The following is a 21,802-nucleotide window of genomic DNA, read 5'->3' as shown; positions in this document are numbered from 1 at the left end:
AAATAGTATGTTTTCATATAAAAAGAGCTTAGGATGAAATTTGGTTGATTTTCTTTCTTTGATATTTCACTAGTAACCGGGATTTTGCGTAAGCACACTACTACCCACCAGATCAATTTCAGCTTGTGGAATAGGGAACAACTGCATATAGGCAGCAGGCTGTAAAGGAACCACCTGTGCTTGCCCATTAGCAGGATTATAGTTCCGTTCTTCCGATTGCAGCACCTGCACAAATTTTTCCTTCCGCACCAAGTCAAACCAGCGCTCATTTTCAAACGCAAATTCGAGTTGACGTTCTTTGAGCAGCACATCCGTAAATTCATCCTGGCCTGCCACCTCGCGGGCCGTATAGTTATGTGTTGTATTCCCGAAAGCCCGTGCCCGCACCTTATTCAACTCAGATAATGCCGCATTGAGCTGCCCCAGTTCATTTAAGGTTTCCGCATGTAAGAGAATAATATCGGCATATCGCAATACCGGTAAATCCAGTCCGGAAGCATTAAAAGTATGGGTTATTGCGTATTTTGAGACATAGGGATACCAGATCGGGTCATCACCTGGCGATAAAGCAGGCACATATTGCTCTGCAATAGTAGCCGTTTTTCTACTATCCTCTTCATCAAACAGTTTATGCAAACTCCAGGAAGGAAGTGCAATCTCTGCGCCCCTGCTCACCACGTTCGGTACGCCGGCATTCGGGATAAAGGCCGTAGACAAGCTATGCCCATTGGTTCCATCCGTGTATTTCATTGCAAACAATACTTCCGCGTTATTTTCAGTAGCCACCTGCCAAAGGCTGCCAAAATTTTCCATCAAACTAAAGGTTGATCCAAACTCCGTAAAAAAACGATCCAACGTTTGTTTTGCCGCCTGCCAATCATTTTTACTCACATAGACCTTTGCTAACAGTCCTAATGCAGTTTCACGGTTACAACGTCCGCTCGCAATTGCGCCCTTAAGCGGAAGCAAATCTACCGCCCCTGTAAGATCCGCTATGATCAATTGATACACCGCCTCAGCATCAGTCCGTCCAACATTTGTCGCTTCCTCTGCCGAAATCGGCGTCGTCACCAACGGCACCGCTCCAAAAACGCGCACCAGATCAAAATAAAAAAGCGCCCGCATAAATTTCGCTTCACCTCTATATTGCTCTTTCATACCCGAAGGATAATCGGTAGGTGTATCGATATTAGCCAGCACTGCATTCGCTCTAAAAATGCCATTGTACGTACTTTGCCAAAAACTCAAAACCAGGGGATTTGTGGTAGAAACCGTTAAACCATCTACCTCCGGAATTCCCGCAATCACCGTATTAGTAGACATATAGAGATTATCCGTACCAATCTCCAGTAATTGATAATCCGTAGGTTTACGCAGTTGTAGCTGTCCATAAATACCCAGCACCGCTTGGTCAATATCGTCGGCAGATCGATAAAAGTTCACATTTGTCAGCGATGACTCGGGCACCGGATTTAACAGTTCATCGTGACAGGCGCTTAAAGCCAGAAGCGACAAACACAAGCTTATTATAACATAATTTCTTCTCATAAATTTGTTATTTGAATACTGATTTTTGATCTATTTTTCCTAAAAACCTAGGTTGACTCCAAATGTATATACGCGGTTTATAGGTTCTGAACCGATATTGTAACCAGGTTTGCTATCTATACCCGCTATTTCTCCTGCGGTATATCCTTCCGGATTATAGCCATGGAATTCGCCTTTCGTTAAAAATATCGCATTGTTTATAGAAGCAAATAGCCGTAATTTATTAGCACCGATCTTACGACTAATTGATACCGGAAAATTATAACCTACATTTATATTCCGTACCGCCAAAAAGGAGGCATCTTCTATGTAGTAATCTGAATTTGCGTTGAACGAAAGCTGGCTCAACGATACTGCCGGATGCAAACCGTCACCGGCATCATCGGCAGACCACCACTGATTAGCAATCAGGGATTTCCGCATAGCACCCAGTACGGAACCTTGGTAAAACTGATTTTCAAAATTGTACATCTTCGCTCCTATGGAGGCCTGTATTGTAAAGGACAGATCGAAATTCCGATAAGCAAAACTATTAGTCATCCCAAAAGTGGCCTTCGGCATAAAGTTGCCGAGCACTGCCCGATCCTGTTGATTGATAAGACCGTCTTGATTTATATCTTCATAAATAGGGTTACCCAATTTAGATCCCGCCATCACAGGGCTTGAGCTCAATTGTTCCTGGCTTTGAATAACGCCTATTTGTTTGTAACCATAGTAGGAAAACATCGGTTCGCCAACACGCAATAACCAACTCATCCCATAACCGTCGGTTGTGATGCGTTCCTTCACTCCTCCTAAGCTCAGCACTTTATTTCTGTTGGCCGCCACATTAAAGCTGGTTTCCCATTTAAAATCACCCACTAGGTTTTTGGTGCTCAACTCAATCTCAAAGCCTTTATTTTCCACCTCACCGACATTCGAAAGGGAAGATGTAAAACCTGTAATACCAGGAATTGATACGGCATAAAGTAATCCATCAGTACGTTTTCGGTAATAGTCGGCATTAATGGTTACTCGGTTATTGAATAAACTGACATCTACACCAAAGTCAAGCTCCCGTGTTTTCTCCCATCCCAGCCTACTGTTGCCATAGGTCGATTGGGCCTGCCAGTTGGTAATCTGATCGTTTACCGTATAGATACCGCCGCCTATCGTACCTAAATACGCAAAGTCACCAATATTCATATTTCCGGTAGTCCCGAAACTCGCCCGTAACTTTAAGTCGCTCAACACGGTTAAGTTTTCCATAAAACGCTCACCGGAAATACGCCACGCAGCAGATGCCGAAGGAAACCACCCCCATTTACGATCGGGGCCAAAACGGGACGATCCATCCGTTCGGATGGAGGCAGTAAACAGGTATTTATTTTTGAAGCCATAATTAACACGTCCGAAATAGGAAACGAGACCCCATTCCGATTTAAGGGTATTGGTACCAACCGGATTAATGGTTGCATTATTCAAGGTTTGGATGATGTCATTATTGAAAGAGCCGTTAACGGCCAATGTTGTCATCGACCTGGAGAAGTTGTGTTGATAAGAAGCTCCCCCTAATGCGCCGAAATCGTGATCAGCTCCGAAAGTCTTTTGATAATTGATGGTATTCTCATTGATTAAGCTAATGGTACGCGAATCAATGGCAGAACCTGACGATGTACTTGAGCTAGACGCCCAGGACGCTTGAAACCGATCGGTTATGTTATAAGCCATATTTGTACCTATGGTAGATTTGATAAGCAGACCTTCCGCCAGCTTTACAGAAGCATAAAAATTACCAATGGTGTTTAGGGTATTAGCTCGATAATTGGTCCCTTCCAGTATGGCCATTGGATTAGCTTGACTGGTTACCGCGGCACCCCAATAACTCCTAGCGGTTGGGTACGTACCATTCGGGTTTTGGATTGCCACAAATGGAGGGTATTTCGCATAGTCGATCATATTATTGGGTGCGATACGGCTTGTTGCATAGTTGGGGTTCAGCATTAGCCCCAGGTCGACACGCTCGTTTACCTTGATATTTAAGCTGGCCCGGGCACCATAGGTTCGATACCAAGTATTCCGTAGCGTTCCCTGCTGATCCCTGACAATGCCGGATATATAATAATTGACATTGTCATTTCCTCCATTCACCGCCAGATCATAATTTTGAAAAGGAGCTGTTTCCATCACCGCATCCTGCCAGTTCACATCCGTACCATTCAATACGGCAGGGCTCACCTGATAACCCGCCGGACGATTGCTATCGCCCCACACTGGAATTGATGTGTCGCCACCAATCCACGCATATTCGCGGTTCTGGTATTTCGTGATAGCATCATAATACTCGTTCACATTGAGCCAATCGTTGTGGAGCTTCGCCTTTGAAAAACCGCCAAACGCATTAACTGATAAAACAGGCTTTCCCTGCTTTCCGGACTTGGTGGTTACAATCACTACACCTCCGGCCGCACGCGATCCGTAGATAGCAGCAGACGAGGCATCCTTAAGCACCTCAATTGATGCCACGTCGTTCATATTGATGTTGCTAAAACTGGCACCTGGAAAACCGTCCACCACAATTAGGGGATCATTCCCCGCCGAAATAGAACCCGCACCTCGAATGCGGATTATCGGTGCTGAGCCGGGCGCATTCCTGGTCTGCGAAATATTGACACCTGCTAGTTTTCCCTGTAGTGCAACTTCGGGTCGGGCGGTTGGAATTTCGTCGAGCCCCTTGTTTTCCACTTTAGTAACAGCCGCCGTCAAGGAGCTCCGTTTAACGGCTCCATAGCCCACCACCACAGCCTCATCAAGATTAGCAAAAGTTTCTTCCAATAGGATACGAAGCGGATTACCCACCTCCTTCACCTCAAGTTCTTCCGTTGTATATCCTAAATAGGAAAAGCGCAGGACGCTTGGCAGCGTCAATTGAAGCGAAAAATACCCTTGCTCATTCGTTTTGGTTGCTACGGCCGTACCGGTAGCATGCACACTTACACCAAGCAAAGGACCCTTATCCGTTGCGCTGATGACATATCCTTCCACTACCCGGGTACCTTGCGCCCATGCATGAAGGTTTGTCGCAAACAGCATACTGAATATGCCGATTAACAAAATAAATTGATTAGTTCTCATATAAAAGGGGTTAGGACTAGCTTATTATTAGGTCTGTTCATTTTATTTCTTCCTTTTTTCTCGCTCTTCTGTTATCTGAGTAGCAGAAAAGACATTTGAGTTATTGCCAAATGTTTGTGAAATGTAAGTGAGTATCTCAGCCACTTCTTCATCCTTTAAAAAGGAAAAGCCCGGCATGGCCTGATCATAGGTTTTTCCCATAATCTTCCCGCCGGGCGATTTCCCATTAAACACCACATGAAACAAATCCGTAGGGCGGTTTAGAATCGGGTTCCCTTTTAATGGAGGGAATACCCCTTCCACACCCAATCCATTCTCTTTATGACAGGAAGCACAATAATTCTGATAAAGTGCCGCAGCATCCACGCGCTTTTCTACTACCTGCATGGCAGGTTTTATCACACCTCCCAAACTACTTGTGTGTGCAACAGCTATGCGCAAAATCCGGTCGTCGTATACTTTCGGATATCCCGGTGCGGGGTTCCAGTCGCGGTTGCTACTGCTTAGGTACACCTCACCCAGCGGCCCTATGCAAATTCCGCGAAGTCGGCCAAAACTATTTTTGAAATAAACTTGCTCTTTTACAACACGGTTCCCTTCCTCATTCAACTGCAGCGCATACAAAGCACTCCCCTTCAATGTCACCAATAATAAACAATTGCGCCATTCCTTAATCGGACCGTCTTTATAATAGGTCATTGCCGCCGGTGCGATGGTAGGCGTCCAACTTTCGAGCGGATCCGTGAAATCCAGGTTGCTGCTTGAATCCGTTTGTGGTGCGTAAACCTTCCCTTCTTTTAGGGGCCATCCGTAGTTTTTCGCTTTTTGAATCCAGTTTACTTCGTCTTCAATTGCGTCCCCATGTTCAGAAGCGTAGAGCTTTCCGTCGCGACCAATAGCTAATCCCTGAATGTTTCGGTGCCCATAACTCCATACATATGAATTGGTAAAGGGGTTGTCAGCAGGTATTTGTCCATCCGGTTTCAGTCGTAAAACTTTCCCATTCGGTGAATGCAAATCTTGCGCAAGCAGGCCTTCTGCCCGGTCCCCAGCACTTAGGTATAAGTTGTTATCGGCACCATAAACAACGCGCGCACCATTATGTCCGGTATTACCCGGCCATTCCAATAGTTTCTTTGGTTGAACCAGCGAATCCCCACGCAATGTATATTGCACGAGACGACTGACAATATGTGCGCTGTCCAATTGTTTATTATAAATCAGATAAGCCTGTGTGTTTTCCCCGGACTTGTGAACCGTCATTCCGAGCAGGCCCAAGGTGCGGTATCGGTAAACCTCAGGGATTAACAACAAACGCTGTTTTGTGCTATCACGCAAATTGAGACGCCAAACTTCACCGGATTGCAACGTATACCAAAGTTCATCGCTCCCCACGTAACATAACTCCCAAGGAACATCGAGATGTTCGGCCAAGGCATCGATCCGAACGGCGGTCGTATCAAGCCTATAGATACCTACAAGTTTGCCTGACATCAAGGGGGAATTGCCAATTTGACAAGACCCACAGATAATGGACAGAAAGCTGAAAAGCACAAAAGGACGCATAGCTTGGCACATGTTTGTTTTTAAAATGTTTTCCGACAGTTTATTGGCTATAATCAGTTAAGCAGAATTGTATACAAATATATAATATTTTTGTATACATAAAAATATTTGGGAATATTTTAAATGAAAAAACCGCTTCATGGAAGCGGTTCGCAAACTCATTTTTTCAGGCTTTTATATTAGATTAGTTCAAGTGCTTCTTTTTCACCTCGGTCCAAGTGGTTAATAAGCGTATTTAACGCATCGTCAAAGTTTCCGGATTTCAGGCTTTGCACAATTCTACGATGCTCCGTATCCGTTTGCTTATAGTCATCCATATGGCTCAGCGAATTACCTAATTTCAAATGGAACAACGGAATATTACTGTTTTTATACAGAGCCAATAGACGTTTATTTCCAGATCGCTCCATAATAGTTTCGTGAAAACGCACATCTGCTTCGCAGGCGCCACTATAATACCCCCGCTCTGTCATGGAGGTAAAATCATCACAAATTGCTTCCAGCTCTTTAATAATATCTTTGTCGATTTTCTTAAACAGCAATTTCAGCGCCCCTACTTCGAAAATTTCACGCAATTCCCTGATGTCACGCACATCTTCAGCGGTCATATTTCTAACAAAACATCCACCCTTTTCACCGAATTCCACCAGATTTTCACCCGATAGCCGAATTAGCGCTTCACGAACGGCAACACGGCTAACATTTAACTTTTCCGCCCATGAGCTTTCTTTCAAGCGGGCACCACCTACCAATTGATTCGCCAAAATTTTTTTACGAATCTCATTATACACTTTATTTGCAAGTGAATCTTCTTTCATTTTGTATACAAAAATACATTTTTTTATTAAATATATCACTCAAAAATTTGTTTATACACTTACACTTGTGATCGGTTTAAGCTGTATTACCAAATATAATTTATTAGAAAATATACCCAATCAGGATTTTTAAACACCATCCCTCTTTGACAGTTGGGAATGACTTATTAACATGAGAAACAGCTGGCCCTGCTCCACCAAGCTACCAAGGCGGGAAAAGAACACGAATCATCGGGCAATTCCTCTATCTTATCGCCCCCTGCCCGATCTTTGTAAGGTGCGGTATATTATCAACATGAAATTGGTTTTCTTCTAAAAAGTCAATGGTTTTGAGGTTTTCGAAGTAGCAGCCACCCGGACCGTTACACCTAAACCCTTCGCCAACATGGATTATTTCGATGAACCGGCAAGCCCACAGCCAGTGAAGAAAACCTTAATTTACGGTAGTGGATGAGACTATATAAATAGCCATACTCATTCTGCACTCTCACAGTGCATTTTTTACTGAAATTTGCACTATTACAGTGCAAAATAGCTATCTTTGTGAAAATTAACTGCTATGGAGAAATTATTGGAATATTTTCATAAGCTTTTACAGGCTATTGATACAAGCTTTCTTCGCTATACCTATGCAGAAATAAATTGGGAAAGCCGAATGATCGGCCTTACCGGACCGCGAGGCGTCGGTAAGACTACGCTCATCCTACAATACATCAGGAAAAATTTGAATCCGGCAGAAGCGCTTTATGTTACCACTGAGGACTTTTATTTTGCCGATCACAAGTTAATAGACTTAGCCGACGCCTTCGTCAAACAGGGGGGAAAACACCTTTTTATAGACGAAATTCATAAATATAAAAACTGGTCAAAAGAGCTCAAGTTAATTTATGACTATTATGCCGAATTGCAAGTTATCTTCACCGGATCTTCCGTATTGGACATTAACAAGGGTGCTTCCGATTTAAGTCGTAGAGCTGTTATGCACCATATGCAGGGGCTATCATTTAGGGAATATTTACAACTCTTTCATCAAATATCCTCGGATGTATACTCTTTGGATGACATTCTGGCGCATCAGGTAAAAATACCGAACTTGAAGCATCCGCTCAAATTCTTTGCTCAGTACTTAAGAAGAGGATATTACCCATTTGCATTAGAAGGCGATTTTGATATACGGTTGCAACAGATAATCAATCAAACGTTAGAATCTGATATTCCTTTGTTTGCTGATATGAACGTGGCAACCGGACGGAAAATGAAACAGCTGTTAGCCATCATCGCCAAGAGCGTTCCTTTCAAACCCAATTTTTCCAACATTGCAACTATGCTCTCTGCAAGCAGAAACAATATCGCTGATTATTGCCTATATATAGAAGAAGCAGGAATGATTGCCCAATTGCGGGACGACACCGGGGGGATAAGAGGCTTAGGTAAGGTTGATAAAATATACCTGGATAATACCAATCTCATTTATAGTTTAGCTGAAAGCTCCCCGAACATTGGGAATATTCGGGAAACGTTTTTTTTGAATCAACTACGGGTCAAACATGAAGTCATCGCTTCAACCGTCGGTGACTTTCAGATCGGTGATATGGTCTTCGAAATCGGAGGAAAAACAAAAAGTCAAAAACAGCTACAAGGTGTTAAAAACGGTTATGTTGTAAAAGACGATATCGAATCCGGATTTTTAAACACCATTCCGCTTTGGCAACTTGGAATGACGTATTAACGATACAAAGGTGCAGCGATACAAGTGCACATATGTATCAGATCGCTGTTTTCCTTTGATAAATAGATTTCCGCTGTCCGTTACAGACTGCCACTATTTAGTTTACTGTTCATAATGTATTCCGCCGATCGTTGAATTAAACGGCGTATCATCCGATAAAACGATTTGATACGCGGCATGATGATGAATTTCAACCGATAGGTTGCGGGCTTTCAGGGCAAGAAGGAACGGATTATGGTTCTGTCTTTTCATATCACTTCCTTTATGTTGATGTCAACTGCACGGAAGTTACAAATTTTTCCATTACGGTTCCGAGTTTATAGCCGGTCCATTTTCAATCAATCCACCCTAAAACATTTACCCCTAATTTCGGTTCCTTTTTATATCTTTTTAAAAAGTTAAGTTACGAAAAAAGAATCCTAAGAAGAATACGGGAAGTAAATTCTTCAGAACAGTATGAGGTTAAGTATCTTGCAGAAAAACCGGCTGTAAGCGTTTAGGCTGACGGAGACATGGGCATTTAAATTAGCACTATATGAAATCAGGGATCGAGATTATCGAAAAAGACAAGGGACAAATTTTAGGAGTAGCAGGTGGCAATTACCGCATCATTGTACCCGGAGATAAAACGGATAATAAATATGCAGTCATTGAGATGATTGTCCCACCCGGAGGCGGACCTCCGCCCCATTCGCATCCCGATACACACGAAACCTTTTATGTATTGGAAGGAGAAGTTGAATTTCAGACGGAACAGGGGAAATCCATAGTTAGTGCCGGAGGTTTTATAACCATCCCACTTGGAGGAGCTATTCATTGTTTTACGAATACCTCCAGCACTGTGGCCAAGCTACTTTGTACCGTCATGCCCGCCGGTTTGGAAAAAGTTTTCGAACTAGTCGGTGTTCCGGTAGGTAGCGGTGAATTTGCCCCCATTCCGGAACTTACAGACGAACGTCGGGAACTGATGGCACGGATTGACAAGCAATTTGGTCAAAAGACCTATCCCAAAGGGTATCTCGATTAAAGTAGTTACAAACTTAATCTTTAGAATTAGTCTATTAGAATTGGTCCGTACAGGTACTCATTCTGATTTATTTAAACAACAACATACGGAACATTTTCACATCTTCTCAACTTATTTATTAACGTCTCATCATATAAAGCCATCTTGCCCCACCCACCAGAGCCCCGTTTGCACCAACGTTGATAAATACTAAATGGCCTAGGCTTGCGGACGAAGCAATCGGCAGCCTGGCTTGTCCCTAAACTATTTCAAGCGAAGCTAACGTCATAAAGCAAAAGACGAACGAAGGGATAGCCATTGCCGGGCGTGTCTCCTTTTGCGAACGGACAAGCGGCAACGAATTGCAAGGGAGTAAGCCAGCCAGAGCTTTCTTTGCTATCTTTCTTTCGCGGGGAAAGAAAGTAGACGAAATTAAAGCTTCATCTCATGAGGTCGTGTTTGTTTTAATCTTTAGAATTCAGCTCGTTGCATTTGCAAAAAAAGAGCTATTCTCGTATTTTTGTATGTATGGAAACGCTTGAAATAAAAGTCCCTGACAACAAAACAGCTTTAGTAAAAGCATATTTAAAAGAACTTGGGGTGATCGTCAAAGTAAAAAAGGTAAGCAAGGAACCCAATGCTGAAACTGTTGCTGCGATGAACGAATTAAAAGCAGGCAAAGGAAAAAAATTCAATAATGTAGATGAATTATTTGATAGCATATGATTTAACCTAATGTTTAAAATCGTTACCTCAACCAAATTTCTAAAAGACCTAAAACTACTCAAAAAGCGATCAACCAAAGATTTAGAGCTATTACAGGAACTAATCAGCGTATTAGCTGAAAACGGGCATAAAGGCCTTTCCAAAAAGCATAGGCCACACAAGCTTAGTGGTAATTACAAGGGTTATTGGGAGTGCCATGTAAAATCGGATTTACTTCTAATCTGGGCCGAAGACGAAGAAATTAGTCTATTAGAATTGGTCCGAACAGGTACTCATTCTGATTTATTTTAAACAACAACACACGGAACATTTTCACATCTTCTCAACTTATTTATTAACGTCTCATCCTATAAAGCCATCTTGCCCCACCCGTCAGAGCCCCGTTTGCACCAACGTTGATAAATACCAAATGGCCTAGGCCTGCGGACGCAGCAATCGGCAGCCTAGCTTGTCCCTAAACATATTTTCACGCGAAGCTAACGTCATAAAGCAAAAGACAAACGAAGGGATAGCCATTGCCGGGCGTGTCTCCTTTTGCGAACGGACAAGTGGCAACGAATTGCAAGGGAGTAAGCCAGCCAGAGCTTTCTTTGCTATCTTTCTTTCGCGGGGAAAGAAAGTAGACGATATTTATTTTAATAATCGACACTACCTCTTCTTCCCTTTTACCTGCATAAAGAAGTAGACACCTACTAACAAAATCACATAAACCCACCAAGGTAAGCGAAACAAGCCTGATTTTTCTTTCTGTTTTTCTTGAAACTGCGAAGATACTTCTTGCTGCATCACTTTCTTTCCCTCCAATAGCCGCCCTTGGCTATCCAACAAACGCACACTGCGTTCATCACGACCACGGTAGCGGAACCAAAGCTCGTCCGCGGTCAAACCACTATCCGGATGCCAACGCGCATTTCCTTTTAACCACCATAAAGCATCATATTCCCACTGATCTTCGGCTATATAACCACGCCAGCTGGTTTCGCTCAGGGATGAATCATTTGAATTTGATACGCTCTCTTTCGTTGAATACTTCGTTTTGAGTTTAGAGGCGGTGCAAGACAACAACAGTCCTGCACCGACAAGGATGTAATATTTCATTTCGCCTCCTTCCCTATCCAATCAGCCACCGCGTAGAGGCTTTTGATCGGCCTTCTTTTCCGATATACGCCATCACCTTCCCTACTGTCCGTATCGTTGGTATTCCCTTCCACTGTAATCACTTCCTTTTCACCCCATTCATCAATAAAACCACAATGCGCAATGCGTTTGAGCGAGGGGAAATAGAGGCCAAACACACAGGCTGTTTTCGTTATGGGTTGTCCGTTATTAGTTGTTCGTGATCCCGTTGTAGGCACCCTCCCTCGTGGCCACACCAATTTATCATGAGGGAAGAGGCTGGCGGCCCAAGCAGTTTTAGGGTTCTCCACCTCCGCTTGCCCCAGCACCCAACAGACAAAAGCCGCACACCAGGCATAGCCTTTGCCAAGGCCCGTATAAGCTAAGTAAGCTTCTACCTGCGGCCCATCGTTACGCCCCGTAGCCTCCCGTACCCCGAGTTGGCTATCGTAAACTTTCTTGACCCTTAAACGAGTAGTTTCTATACGATTCTTTTCCAAAACCAACGAATCTGTTGGACGAAATGAACTTTTTCTCAAAAACACCTCCTTTTTCTTGGACGAAATAGAAATACTTGCATTACTGTTGTTATCCATCATAGCAGGAACTAAGAAGGATATCAGTGCTTTTATAATTAAAACACTTAGTATAATTATTAAAGGGTTTACTTTCTTTTTCATTTTTAAAACGTTAAAATTGTTTTCAACTTTTTCTTGATAAAAACTTATTCCCCTTTTACCTTAGATGCAAAAGGGGCAAAACATCAAGGCTGCACGTATTTCGCTAAAGATTTAGGGCTCACCCTCAATCCTGTGGAGCCGCGCCAAAGCACATGCCAATGCTTCGCTTCTTCACATGATTTTTTAGCCTAGGCTATCCTAAATCTTCTTAACGCTCACTCCGTGAGGCCGTCCTGCCCTACCCGCCAGAGCCCCGTTGCACCAACGTTGATAAATACTAAATGGCCTAGGCGTTTATTCGCTATTGTTTGTTATTAGTGGTGCTCATGAAGTCGCTTCGCTAAGTCTTGCTACTTTTTCAGCTGAAGGAACCTTCTCTTGCAAAGAGAAAGCTTGACCTTTAAGAATTAACACAAATGAAAAAAAGTAGACGAAATTAAAGCTTCATCTCATGAGGTCGTGTTACCGTACATTCACAAACGGCAATATTTCGTATTACTCCAACCGTTACTATTATCATCTCACCACTATCAAAACAACTAATAACTACTAACAGGCAACCGACCTCACTGCAATCACCATCGCATACAACGATCAGAAAAGACCTTAATAAAATTCACTTTTTGCCATGATTTTAAATTTTAGTATATTTGATTATTATGACGACGATAACTGCTACACTTCATAATAGTAAAGATGTTAAGCTCTTACAAGAAGTACTCAACCGTTTTGGTATCCCATATACGGTAAATGAGGATACAGATGCATTCCCGTTTACCGAAGCCGATCTCAAAAGTTTCCGTGATACTCAACAAGCCTTTAAAGACGGTAAAACAACCGCTAAAGATTGGATTGAAGTTCAAAAAGAGCTAGACCGTGCGTTCCGTTAAATTACTAGAAAGAGCGGAAAAAGAGCTTTATGCCTCTATCGAATGGTATGAAGAACAACAAAAGGGCTTATCTAGCAAGTTCATTAAACGAATTGCAGCAACATTAAATTCAGTAAAGAGTTCACCCCTCATTTTTCCTATTAGGACTGGTGATGATATCCGTTTTGCACCAGTAAAAGTTTTCCCGTTCGTTATCATTTATTGGTTTGATCAACCTAGCGATGTTATTTACGTAATATCTATTTTCCATACCTCTAGGGCACCAAATTACCCCAGCAAATAACTGTCTAATAACACTTGTCAACCTTAATGCCACGACTATTACCTTCACTCCTCAATACCCACATCGGCAAACAACAACTAACAACGGGCAACTAACAACTAACAACCAACTCTCCTAAAGCAACGCCCCTAAAGCGATAACAAAAGCATACAGCAAAGCCAAAAAGAAACCCAAGTAAACACCAACCTTCTGCCAAGAGAGCAACGATTTAAAGTTGCGTTCAAAATGTTCGGCGGCGTATTCCCCTAAGAACGGCCAATGCCTGTGAAGCACCCATAAGCAGAGCTGCACAAAACTTAATACAGCTACCGCAGCTACTAAAATCGCACTTAACACCCCATAGTCAATAGGCGCTGCCGTAACATCCACTAAACGGATAAGCGGTTGATAAGCGATGTAAGCCAAGATACTGGCTATTAAAAGGGTTGTTAAAAGATATTTTCTATAAATGATGATAAAATTTTCCATAATCGTTACTCGTTGTTCGTTATTGGTTACTCGTTGTTCGTTACTCGTTATTGGTTAAAAGCAAGGCGGCAATAGCCGCCCTACCTGATTTCACCCTAGGAAACGGTTAGCGTTCCGAGGTATTGACTAGTCGAAGCCAGCTTACCATCGCGATGCAAAGCGAAGCCCCAAGCGTGCAGCACATCACCTGAATAGTTGATGGAAATCGCTACACTGAAGGTTCCATCTGCTCTGGACGCTTCATCATAGATCATGTACATCCGTTTTGATTGATTGTAAATCACCAGCAAAACCGCATCATCAGCAAAGGCATTATACTTATTCGTATCCGTTTGCCACGTGAAGGAAAGTTCACCCGGATTAGCCTCTACATAACCTAACCCTGGAAGCGGATTGATGGAACCGCGGCTCAATTCCATCTTTGAAAAATCGACTTCAAAATCAGGATACTCCCCTATAATAGCGTTGTTGAAAAAAGCACGTACCGCCATGTTATAGCCCGAACTTTTCGCCTGTTGCTGATCGCTGAAACCAATATTCAAGATGTCCTTTAAAGGACGCAAATATTGCGAGCTGATAGCAAACTTCGTGCGATGCGCAATTTGCGCTTCGGAAGCACCCTTTTTAGTGATCTTAGGCAAACTACGCAAGTAATTGATGCTACGCCAGCTGCTTCCTACCACACTTCCTACCTTTCCGGAGAATGCGCCATTGGCGCCTTTAACATATCTTCCCATGATTGAAAAAATTAAAATGAAACATTCTGTTAAGGATGAGCTTCAATACCGGTATTTTTTCATCCACGGTTCAAACATAAAAGCACACTGAGCAATGCAACGATTTTTGAACCATCTTGCCCCTCATTGATTTCCATTGACCCTATTTGACCCAGATCTATTGTTCTTTTATGCCGGTTAAAGTGATAAGTTACCATCTCTTATCCTTAAGCAGCCCCCCACGCTACCTCCCAGGTAAACAAAGGGTAAGCGCAAGGTAAAGGAAGGGTATAGTTTGGGTAACTATAAGGTAAACAAAAGGTAAGCAAAGGGTAATCAAAGGGTAATCAAAAACTAAGGCAATACTAAAGTCATCAAAGAAAAAAAGGGACGAAAAACGACACTAGCATGGCCAAATGGAAGAAGTGGGTTATTACCTTTGCAGGTACGATGGAAAATAAAGACAACAACGGTGCGCTTATTTGGCTTATATGCCAACAGATTTCGGTCAGTACCTGTAAGTAAAGGTCACACATCTAAAAAACTTGATCTTTACCGGGAACGGCCACGTTGCTTATGTGGCAACTCCTTAAGCAACGCTTAATTATATTGATGGCAGTTTCTGCCAATTATAGGAACAGCCACGTTTAAAAGAAAGGGCAAGATTAAATCTTGCCTTTTCTTTTACTTTCCCAAAGTGCTGCCGCTAAATCCTCTTTATAGAACACATCCCCACCACCCAAACGCATAGGTTTCAACAAGCCTTCCCTCACGCGCCTTTTATAGGTACTATCACTGATATTGAGATAAGCAAGTACCTCCTGTTTCGTCATGAGCGTAGATTCAGCATTATGCTTAGAGCCATAACTCATGCTTTGCTCCTTCAAGTGTTGCATAATCCGCAACTGTTCATCAGCGATTTCAACTAAGGTTTGTAAAGCTTGCCGCTCGGCAAGCACATTAATAGATTGGCGAATTAACTCTAGCAATTGAATGATACGATCGAATTGTGTCATGTTTTAGCTGTTTAGGCCGGTGTATTGGTTTGGACCCAGTATCCAAGCAGCAAAATCATTAAACTCAATTGAATACTCCCGTATTACCGGTAGGTTAATAATGGTGACCAATTTAATAATTATAAAATTAAAACGCAGTCAAATCAAAAAAGTGAACAAAATGAGCTAGGATGACATCGGCGTTTTGCGCAAGGCATACAACTTCGCTTCGAAAGATTTCCGAAAATTTCGGTTCAGCCTATACTTATCCATCGTCAAAAACTCACTTCTCCCCTCCTTTTCCAGCGTCTTATCCACATCAGATTCGAGATGTTGTAACACCTTTAACGCTGTCGGTTTATACCGTATCTCGCTAAAGTTCTCGTTTTCATAAACTGTAAGCGCCACTTGCCGCAGGTTAATGATGCACCAGCGATTACTTTTAGCAAAAAAGCGGAGATCCAACATCGCTAACATTTCATTCAAGGTGTTATCTATCTGAACAACCTTTCCCGTTTTCAGCAAAATGACCCCTACCTTATCCCAGCGTATAATACAGATAATGTCTTTGGTAACAACCACCGTTTTCCTTCTGCCATTATTTACGGTGATCTCGTTGTGATAGCCCTGCCTTTTGGCCCGGTTCGCATCGAGTAATCGGTTCCGCCTAGCCGATCTTCGCCTTTCTATCCTATACAAGTACCAAATCATGTAACCCATGTTAACCCCGGTAATAACCGACGTCGCCATGGGAAATTCAATCTGAAAATACTTCCGTTTGAAGATGTTTTTACCGTAGGCAGTATAATAAATACTGTAATAGGTTGCTAAAAATAAACAGGGTATCAATACACCGTAGAAGAATTGCTTCTTGATACGTGCCGACTGATAACCTCTCCGGTGGAATTTTAGATCCAGCACATAACTCAGGCCTTGTATATAAAAAGCGATTATCAGTGCCGGCAAAAAACTCCAGGCAGCCGCTATCAAAAAGCGTTCATTCTGTAAAGCTTCCCAAGGCGAACGGGATTGTTGCATGTAGGTAAAAAACAACGCAGCTAATAAGGCTATGGGCGGTAAACATAACCAAGGCAAATAGGTAACAGCTTTCTTTCCTTTCCATAAAAACACCGCCAGTTGCTTGTTCGTGTTCATGTAAGGCTAAATTTCGGTTTTTAAAAAGTGAAATTATAAACATAAGAATAAATAATAAAACAGCCAAGAAAGTACTATAAAGGCCGAAATCCTGTAACTCGCGAGTTACAGGTAAAAAACAATCATTTTACACCTAATTTTACCGGCAAAGGTTGGCCAACCCATTTATTAACACAAAATCATTTTACAATGACAAGAAAAACTTTCAACAATGAAGGAGTACAACTCCTTCTGGCCGACATTTATCGGCTACCCGTAGCAGACTATCAACGCGAATTGTATGACATACAATCGGACTTCCGCACTTGGCTGCTAGTGCATTTTGATTTCACTCCAAGGCAAGAAGCCTACGTGAACGAACTTGATGCGGACTATCTCTATCTCCTTAGCCAAGAAGTGAGCAAAGCTATAGAGAACCAATGCCCCATTATGTTGCAGAAGCAAGAACCGGCAGACGATGACGATGGAGAAGGCAAAGTAATTGAAACCAATTACGTGCGGCAAAGCGCTTTCAAACTTGATGACGGTTTGCGCAGCGTTTCCAGCCTGATCATTAATATACGTTATGAGCGTGATTAAGACATAGGCACCAACAAGGCTTCCGCCGCCTACCCCTGTTTTGGACCCCAGCGGTAGCGGCGGATTGCCTATTAACTTAAAGGAACAATATGGAAAGATTTTTTACTTATGCAGAACAGTATTGCATTTTAACTGAACAAGAGAAGCAGTTTATCATCACCAATTGTCGGTTACGAAGCTATAATAGGCATGACTATTACTTGCTTGCCGGTGAATACAAAACCAATTGGTGTTTCATTTTAGATGGCGCGATAGCTGGTTTCAAAATTGACAGCGAAGGCGATGAATTTTTACAGTGGTTAAGCGTCAAGAACCAATATTTTACCGGGAGCAAACATGCCTTTAGCTATCAGCCCCATGGCCTACAGCTTAAATTTCTCCAGTCCAGTGAGCTGTTAGAATTTCCGTACTCTGCACTGCGCATGGCCCAGCATAGATACCCAGCGTTTGCCGAGCTTCTTCACGTGATGAAAGAACAAAAGTTAAAGCACTTTCAAGCCCTTGTAAAAATCTTAAAGCTTCCTCCCGCTGAACGGATGTATAAGGCTTTAGAAGATCTAAATAGTTGGGTAACGATTTTGAAGGTTGATGAATGCTGCGACTTGCTCGATATTAACCATAGGTGGTATTACCAAGGTTTGAAAAGACATCTTAAAGGTTGAATCTATAGCATTTTGCAATCTAGCTATGGATTCCCTACAATTTTTTTTCGAATTATTTCTGTTTCAGCAGCACAATTTTTCGCCTTTGCACCTTACTAAATTTGCTTTTAATGGAAACGAGGAGTAGCGGAGCCAGACCGTAGGCAAAGTTCCATTACCGGCCGGCTGCCGATCAGTAGGATGAGTGCGGAGCATTGGCAGCCCGCCGGTTAAAAAGAAAGGAGATATAGAAAATGAAGAGAGACAAAACTATTAATGAAATCATGATTATCTTATTAATAGCTGCTTATGGATACCCAGGTGTGGATAAGCTTATTTCAAGGAAAAAGTTTAACGCTCAACTGGATTTCTCGCCACTCATTCCAGAATGGAGCACCACGATCTTATCGTGGGTTGTGCCATTAACACTCATTGCTATCGCCGGTCTATTGTGTATAAAACCACTGAGGGAAAGAGTGCTCCGTCTATATATAGCTGTCATCGGTTCATTCACTTTATATATCATTGGGATTTTAACAATCGCTAAATTCAAGCCATGCACCTGTATAGGCTTTTCAGAAAGTATTACCTGGACATGGCAATTGGTAATGAACGCCGTTCTTCTGCTATTAGTAATTCTATTGCTAAAGGAGGAACGAAAACAGAGAAAGAATTTGTTGCAACAAACGGGATATGCCTTAAGCCCGTAATCCTTTAAGGCCCTATTAACAAACAAAATTATGAGAAAAACTTCTCTGAGTAAAGTGGCAGTAGCTGCCTTCTTACTCACCATCGGCGGAACGGCTGCCGCAAAAGCCTTTCAACAAGAAACAAGGTGGTTTCACGTAGATTCAAATGGCCAACCTACAGGTGAAGCCATGAGTAATCCAAATTGTGAACAATCGGGCCCCTTGTGTTCCAAGGAATACTTTGTCGATTCAGAGAACAATCCTTTGGAAGCAACAGGTCAGGAAGCCAATGGCATTCCATTACAATAGCCCTAGACAGCATCTTGTTCAGCAATGCGGAAAAGAGAGCCCTTTAGAAGGGTCTCTCTTTTTTAGTGATTTACTACCTTAGCTATAACCAACCGCTCCAATTCAAATTTTCCTCTTTTTAAATAAAGACCGTAAGGCGCCAACGCTTCATTCACATGGTTCAAATCCGGAATATCTTGTTTCAACACAATAGGAAAATAACTTTTGATGCCCGTATCATTTAGGAAAAAGATATCGTCACCTGCATAGTTCCGTTCTAAAAAGAATGTCAGCTCTTCAGGATTAAGGTAAGTTCTAAATGGTTGACCCTTCACTTCCCGTCGCCGTCGAACGGCATAGTCAAACTTATCCTTTTCTACACCTTCCCTTAATTTTACCAGCATCATTCCCGTAACCTCTTCTCTTTCCAATTTAGCGGTAACACCATACTCCAAGGCAAGAAATCGATTTAGATCTGCTTGCATAAAGTCGAACCATAAACTATCCCTTTCCAATGGAATCTTCAGCTCATAAGAAAAAAGGTTACGGCTCCGCCATTCTTCGTAATGTTCATCGGCTCTCTGGCTAAACCAGTCCGCTGTATCTACCCCCTCAAACCGTATTCGTTTGATGTTTCGATACGGACTGGGATTAGGAAATGTATTTTGACTATAAGCGATCTGGAGAAGGTTCAAGACGGATTTATTGTAAAAAGCTTTCAGGCTCACTTTTTTTGCCGTATCCTTTTCCAGAATCATATGGCCCGGAATTTCAGGTATAAATCTAGCAAATGAAGAAGTGTAATTCACCAAATCCAATAGGTTCTGTTCACCTAACAGCTTACTTCTATCGTACTGCAGATTGTCACGACGTACTTCCATGTTCGGCCAATCTCCTGCCAACATCCGCTTTACAATTGTCTCCGTAGCATACCAAGGATTAGTAATAGCACGTACCCTGCCCTTCTCGTCAATCCATACCTGCATAGGCACCATCTTATAGGGGAAGGCCTGCTTCAAGACAGTATCAGCGTAGATTAAGGGTAAATCCGGTAATTGATATTTGCTTGCCTTCATATAGGCCTTTACTGCATCCAGCTTGTTAGACGTTACCAAAACGATCTGTAATTGTCTATCAAATTTGCGTTGCAGCGAATCCAGCTTTGGAAAAGCAGCAATACAACTAGGACAGCCAATTGACCAAAAGTCCAACAATACAATCTTTCCGCGAAAATCGGATAATTGCAATGAGCCGCTATCATAATTAACTACATTATTCAAGATGTGTTCAGGCGCGCTGTCGCCGATGGATTTTTGTTGAGCGAACAGTAGCCGCGAAGTTGCCGCTTGCCAAATAAACCCTAGTAATACGATACTATATCTCCATCTGTATAGGTACATGGTCATAAAATTTAAATCAGTCATTTTGTTCAATACCGGTTTCGATTAAGACATATTCGGGGATTTTGAACACATATCTTTTGCCTTCCGGTTCCAGCACATACGGCTGGCCGTTTACAGTCCGCTTCAACGTGGTTTCTCTACCCGGTTCCTTGTTCAATCGTTTCAAATCCTCCCACCGTAAGCCCCTAAAAAGAAGTTCCTTTCGTCTTTCCATCAGAATCAGATCGATCAGCGAATCTGTATCGTTTTGTTGTATGGGACGGTAGAAGCCGGTTCGGTACCTCTTTTCAAGCAAGCTGTTCAGATCAGCAAGCGCCACCTCTGTTCTGCCCAAACGCGCCGCCGTTTCCGCTCTTATCAACAGGACTTCGTTTACACTGATACCTCCGAATAAACCCGTAGCTCCGTTGTAAACGCCTCTGAAACTATAAGATCCATCGCTGTTCTTCACAAAGAAAGCCTCGCGACGTAAATCACCAATGTCGTACTTGACGAGAAGATTACTATCCACTCGGCCATTTGGCGCCCCTACAAAAGAAGAATAAGGCTGTAAAGCAGACTCAAAAATCACTTCTGCATTATAGAGAGCAAAAGGATATCGGGGAGAAAGGTCCAGCTCGTTAAAATCCAGAAGACTATTGTAAAGCGCTAGACAAGAATCAGCGTAATGATAAGCTGCCTCATAATCTGCCATGGCCAGATAAACTCTGGCCAGCAACCCCATAGCCGCTGGTTTCGAGGCGTCTGTTTTTATCTCCGGCGCGATGCGCAATAGTTGCACCGCTGCTTTCAGATCATTGGTGATCTGCCCATAAGATTCAGCCAGATTGCTTCTATGAACAGGTTCGTTTATATCAGATTTCAACTTGAGCGGAATTCCCAATGCATTACTATTTTCACCATTTATATAAGGCAAAGCAAACTGAGTTACCAACGCATAAAAAGCGCGCGACCTAAAAAACAGTGCACTACCTTTTATATCATTGTATTCTTCCAGTTCATTAGGTTTGGCAGTAATTTTGTCAAGGCCTTCCAATACGATGTTTGTATAGAATATTTGTGTATACGGACCATTCCAGAGTGCAACATTCGTTTCACCGCCGTAAATATCACTTTCCCAGATATAGCTAAGCCGCGAAATCGGCCAGGTCATGGTATTCCACGTATTATCAGTAACATAATATTCATCACCTGCAAAAACAGCCAACATCCGATAGTCATTTCGAAAGGTGTTGGTTTCGTTCATCAGTCTTCTCATATCTCCGATCGAAGTGGGGACAACTACGGAGAGATCTCTTTTTTCTTCCAACCAATCTTTTTTGCATCCCTGCATTAGGACAGACATCAGGAGGAGTAGAGAAAAAATATATCTATTCATCATTGCATTCAATT

Annotated in this window: 23 protein-coding genes; 10 read left to right on the top strand and 13 right to left on the bottom strand. The window is 42.5% G+C overall.

The genetic code is table 11. The features are described 5' to 3' along the window. Positions 1 to 69 precede the first annotated feature (69 nt). The 4 genes from E0E36_RS05310 to E0E36_RS05295 form a co-directional block, all read right to left on the bottom strand. Positions 70 to 1,548 carry a RagB/SusD family nutrient uptake outer membrane protein gene (locus tag E0E36_RS05310; RefSeq protein WP_130855019.1) on the bottom strand — a complete coding sequence of 493 codons (1,479 nt, stop codon included), beginning with the start codon at positions 1,546 to 1,548 and terminating at the stop codon, positions 70 to 72. Between the two features lie 39 nt (positions 1,549 to 1,587). Further along, entirely contained in the window at positions 1,588 to 4,662 is a 3,075-nt protein-coding gene (locus E0E36_RS05305) for a SusC/RagA family TonB-linked outer membrane protein (protein WP_130855018.1), read from the bottom strand. Between the two features lie 42 nt (positions 4,663 to 4,704). Beyond that, entirely contained in the window at positions 4,705 to 6,156 is a 1,452-nt protein-coding gene (locus E0E36_RS05300) for a PQQ-dependent sugar dehydrogenase (RefSeq protein ID WP_165446921.1), read from the bottom strand. Positions 6,157 to 6,407: 251 nt separating this feature from the next. Further along, entirely contained in the window at positions 6,408 to 7,046 is a 639-nt protein-coding gene (locus E0E36_RS05295; RefSeq protein ID WP_130855016.1) for a GntR family transcriptional regulator, read from the bottom strand. A 559-nt stretch (positions 7,047 to 7,605) separates the two neighbouring features. Between E0E36_RS05295 and E0E36_RS05290 the strand changes: the two genes are divergently transcribed. Beyond that, positions 7,606 to 8,775, top strand: a complete 1,170-nt coding sequence (locus tag E0E36_RS05290; protein WP_130855015.1) for an ATP-binding protein — start codon at positions 7,606 to 7,608, stop codon at positions 8,773 to 8,775. Between the two features lie 102 nt (positions 8,776 to 8,877). Here E0E36_RS05290 and E0E36_RS05285 read toward each other — a convergent pair whose 3' ends face one another. Continuing rightward, positions 8,878 to 9,027 carry a hypothetical protein gene (locus E0E36_RS05285; RefSeq protein WP_207303721.1) on the bottom strand — a complete coding sequence of 50 codons (150 nt, stop codon included), beginning with the start codon at positions 9,025 to 9,027 and terminating at the stop codon, positions 8,878 to 8,880. 283 nt (positions 9,028 to 9,310) lie between these two features. On the opposite strand from E0E36_RS05285, the gene E0E36_RS05280 reads away from it, so the two are divergent. The 3 genes from E0E36_RS05280 (at position 9,311) to E0E36_RS05270 (ending at position 10,798) form a co-directional block, all read left to right on the top strand. Then, positions 9,311 to 9,802 (top strand): cupin domain-containing protein, encoded by a 492-nt coding sequence (locus tag E0E36_RS05280; protein ID WP_130855014.1) that lies wholly within the window; start codon positions 9,311 to 9,313, stop codon positions 9,800 to 9,802. A gap of 507 nt (positions 9,803 to 10,309) precedes the next feature. Further along, positions 10,310 to 10,507 (top strand): hypothetical protein, encoded by a 198-nt coding sequence (locus E0E36_RS05275; protein ID WP_130855013.1) that lies wholly within the window; start codon positions 10,310 to 10,312, stop codon positions 10,505 to 10,507. A 9-nt stretch (positions 10,508 to 10,516) separates the two neighbouring features. Continuing rightward, positions 10,517 to 10,798, top strand: a complete 282-nt coding sequence (locus E0E36_RS05270) for a type II toxin-antitoxin system YafQ family toxin (RefSeq protein ID WP_130855012.1) — start codon at positions 10,517 to 10,519, stop codon at positions 10,796 to 10,798. A gap of 357 nt (positions 10,799 to 11,155) precedes the next feature. Here the strand turns inward: E0E36_RS05270 and E0E36_RS05265 are convergent, their stop codons facing one another. Together E0E36_RS05265 and E0E36_RS05260 are read right to left on the bottom strand one after the other, a co-directional pair. Next, positions 11,156 to 11,605 carry a hypothetical protein gene (locus E0E36_RS05265; RefSeq protein ID WP_130855011.1) on the bottom strand — a complete coding sequence of 150 codons (450 nt, stop codon included), beginning with the start codon at positions 11,603 to 11,605 and terminating at the stop codon, positions 11,156 to 11,158. Then, positions 11,602 to 12,303, bottom strand: a complete 702-nt coding sequence (locus E0E36_RS05260; RefSeq protein WP_242627125.1) for a C40 family peptidase — start codon at positions 12,301 to 12,303, stop codon at positions 11,602 to 11,604. Before E0E36_RS05260 ends, E0E36_RS05265 begins: the two co-directional genes overlap by 4 nt. Positions 12,304 to 12,962: 659 nt before the next feature. On the opposite strand from E0E36_RS05260, the gene E0E36_RS05255 reads away from it, so the two are divergent. Then, positions 12,963 to 13,193 carry a hypothetical protein gene (locus tag E0E36_RS05255; RefSeq protein ID WP_130855010.1) on the top strand — a complete coding sequence of 77 codons (231 nt, stop codon included), beginning with the start codon at positions 12,963 to 12,965 and terminating at the stop codon, positions 13,191 to 13,193. Further along, the gene (locus E0E36_RS28325) at positions 13,180 to 13,476 is read left to right on the top strand and encodes a type II toxin-antitoxin system RelE/ParE family toxin (RefSeq protein WP_130855009.1); all 297 of its coding nucleotides are present in this window, start codon (positions 13,180 to 13,182) and stop codon (positions 13,474 to 13,476) included. The genes E0E36_RS05255 and E0E36_RS28325 overlap by 14 nt, the downstream gene beginning before the upstream one ends. Positions 13,477 to 13,590: 114 nt before the next feature. On the opposite strand, the gene E0E36_RS05245 is transcribed toward E0E36_RS28325, so the two are convergent. The 4 genes from E0E36_RS05245 to E0E36_RS05230 form a co-directional block, all read right to left on the bottom strand. Further along, on the bottom strand, positions 13,591 to 13,944 hold the full coding sequence (locus E0E36_RS05245; protein ID WP_130855008.1) for a hypothetical protein: 354 nt from the start codon (positions 13,942 to 13,944) through the stop codon (positions 13,591 to 13,593). A gap of 95 nt (positions 13,945 to 14,039) precedes the next feature. Then, on the bottom strand, positions 14,040 to 14,681 hold the full coding sequence (locus E0E36_RS05240; RefSeq protein WP_130855007.1) for a DUF6266 family protein: 642 nt from the start codon (positions 14,679 to 14,681) through the stop codon (positions 14,040 to 14,042). Positions 14,682 to 15,325: 644 nt separating this feature from the next. Continuing rightward, complete coding sequence (locus E0E36_RS05235; RefSeq protein ID WP_130855006.1) at positions 15,326 to 15,676, bottom strand: helix-turn-helix transcriptional regulator; 351 nt, start codon at positions 15,674 to 15,676, stop codon at positions 15,326 to 15,328. 165 nt (positions 15,677 to 15,841) lie between these two features. Then, positions 15,842 to 16,810, bottom strand: a complete 969-nt coding sequence (locus E0E36_RS05230; RefSeq protein WP_130855005.1) for a hypothetical protein — start codon at positions 16,808 to 16,810, stop codon at positions 15,842 to 15,844. Between the two features lie 189 nt (positions 16,811 to 16,999). Between E0E36_RS05230 and E0E36_RS05225 the strand changes: the two genes are divergently transcribed. The 4 genes from E0E36_RS05225 to E0E36_RS05210 all read left to right on the top strand — a co-directional run bounded on the left by E0E36_RS05225 (position 17,000) and on the right by E0E36_RS05210 (position 19,028). Then, a complete protein-coding gene (locus E0E36_RS05225; protein WP_130855004.1) occupies positions 17,000 to 17,389 on the top strand; it encodes a hypothetical protein in 390 nt (129 codons plus the stop codon). A gap of 89 nt (positions 17,390 to 17,478) precedes the next feature. Further along, positions 17,479 to 18,051, top strand: a complete 573-nt coding sequence (locus tag E0E36_RS05220; protein WP_130855003.1) for a Crp/Fnr family transcriptional regulator — start codon at positions 17,479 to 17,481, stop codon at positions 18,049 to 18,051. Between the two features lie 233 nt (positions 18,052 to 18,284). Further along, complete coding sequence (locus E0E36_RS05215) at positions 18,285 to 18,740, top strand: MauE/DoxX family redox-associated membrane protein (RefSeq protein ID WP_130855002.1); 456 nt, start codon at positions 18,285 to 18,287, stop codon at positions 18,738 to 18,740. A 30-nt stretch (positions 18,741 to 18,770) separates the two neighbouring features. Beyond that, positions 18,771 to 19,028 carry a hypothetical protein gene (locus E0E36_RS05210; RefSeq protein ID WP_130855001.1) on the top strand — a complete coding sequence of 86 codons (258 nt, stop codon included), beginning with the start codon at positions 18,771 to 18,773 and terminating at the stop codon, positions 19,026 to 19,028. Positions 19,029 to 19,090: 62 nt separating this feature from the next. On the opposite strand, the gene E0E36_RS05205 is transcribed toward E0E36_RS05210, so the two are convergent. Both E0E36_RS05205 and E0E36_RS05200 read right to left on the bottom strand, forming a co-directional pair. Next, positions 19,091 to 20,407, bottom strand: coding sequence for a TlpA family protein disulfide reductase (locus E0E36_RS05205; protein WP_165446920.1), 1,317 nt, complete (start codon positions 20,405 to 20,407; stop codon positions 19,091 to 19,093). A 16-nt stretch (positions 20,408 to 20,423) separates the two neighbouring features. Continuing rightward, a complete protein-coding gene (locus E0E36_RS05200; protein ID WP_130854999.1) occupies positions 20,424 to 21,791 on the bottom strand; it encodes a RagB/SusD family nutrient uptake outer membrane protein in 1,368 nt (455 codons plus the stop codon). Positions 21,792 to 21,802: the final 11 nt, after the last annotated feature.

The sequence above is a fragment of the Olivibacter jilunii genome, assembly GCF_900607235.1.
Taxonomy (GTDB): domain Bacteria; phylum Bacteroidota; class Bacteroidia; order Sphingobacteriales; family Sphingobacteriaceae; genus Olivibacter; species Olivibacter oleidegradans.
The sequence above is the reverse complement of the archived record's forward strand: the minus strand, read 5'-3'. Positions and strand labels throughout refer to the sequence as shown.

Coding starts and splice junctions, on each gene's coding strand:
- E0E36_RS05295 (WP_130855016.1), bottom strand. CDS start 7,046: ATGAAAGAAGATTCACTTGCAAATAAAGTGTATAATGAGATTCGTAAA.
- E0E36_RS05260 (WP_242627125.1), bottom strand. CDS start 12,303: ATGAAAAAGAAAGTAAACCCTTTAATAATTATACTAAGTGTTTTAATT.
- E0E36_RS05300 (WP_165446921.1), bottom strand. CDS start 6,156: ATGTCAGGCAAACTTGTAGGTATCTATAGGCTTGATACGACCGCCGTT.
- E0E36_RS05235 (WP_130855006.1), bottom strand. CDS start 15,676: ATGACACAATTCGATCGTATCATTCAATTGCTAGAGTTAATTCGCCAA.
- E0E36_RS05205 (WP_165446920.1), bottom strand. CDS start 20,407: ATGTACCTATACAGATGGAGATATAGTATCGTATTACTAGGGTTTATT.
- E0E36_RS05275 (WP_130855013.1), top strand. CDS start 10,310: ATGGAAACGCTTGAAATAAAAGTCCCTGACAACAAAACAGCTTTAGTA.
- E0E36_RS05270 (WP_130855012.1), top strand. CDS start 10,517: ATGTTTAAAATCGTTACCTCAACCAAATTTCTAAAAGACCTAAAACTA.
- E0E36_RS05215 (WP_130855002.1), top strand. CDS start 18,285: ATGAAGAGAGACAAAACTATTAATGAAATCATGATTATCTTATTAATA.
- E0E36_RS05245 (WP_130855008.1), bottom strand. CDS start 13,944: ATGGAAAATTTTATCATCATTTATAGAAAATATCTTTTAACAACCCTT.
- E0E36_RS05285 (WP_207303721.1), bottom strand. CDS start 9,027: ATGAAAAGACAGAACCATAATCCGTTCCTTCTTGCCCTGAAAGCCCGC.
- E0E36_RS05225 (WP_130855004.1), top strand. CDS start 17,000: ATGACAAGAAAAACTTTCAACAATGAAGGAGTACAACTCCTTCTGGCC.
- E0E36_RS05255 (WP_130855010.1), top strand. CDS start 12,963: ATGACGACGATAACTGCTACACTTCATAATAGTAAAGATGTTAAGCTC.
- E0E36_RS05265 (WP_130855011.1), bottom strand. CDS start 11,605: ATGAAATATTACATCCTTGTCGGTGCAGGACTGTTGTTGTCTTGCACC.
- E0E36_RS05310 (WP_130855019.1), bottom strand. CDS start 1,548: ATGAGAAGAAATTATGTTATAATAAGCTTGTGTTTGTCGCTTCTGGCT.
- E0E36_RS05210 (WP_130855001.1), top strand. CDS start 18,771: ATGAGAAAAACTTCTCTGAGTAAAGTGGCAGTAGCTGCCTTCTTACTC.
- E0E36_RS05290 (WP_130855015.1), top strand. CDS start 7,606: ATGGAGAAATTATTGGAATATTTTCATAAGCTTTTACAGGCTATTGAT.
- E0E36_RS05230 (WP_130855005.1), bottom strand. CDS start 16,810: ATGAACACGAACAAGCAACTGGCGGTGTTTTTATGGAAAGGAAAGAAA.
- E0E36_RS05200 (WP_130854999.1), bottom strand. CDS start 21,791: ATGATGAATAGATATATTTTTTCTCTACTCCTCCTGATGTCTGTCCTA.
- E0E36_RS05240 (WP_130855007.1), bottom strand. CDS start 14,681: ATGGGAAGATATGTTAAAGGCGCCAATGGCGCATTCTCCGGAAAGGTA.
- E0E36_RS05305 (WP_130855018.1), bottom strand. CDS start 4,662: ATGAGAACTAATCAATTTATTTTGTTAATCGGCATATTCAGTATGCTG.
- E0E36_RS05220 (WP_130855003.1), top strand. CDS start 17,479: ATGGAAAGATTTTTTACTTATGCAGAACAGTATTGCATTTTAACTGAA.
- E0E36_RS05280 (WP_130855014.1), top strand. CDS start 9,311: ATGAAATCAGGGATCGAGATTATCGAAAAAGACAAGGGACAAATTTTA.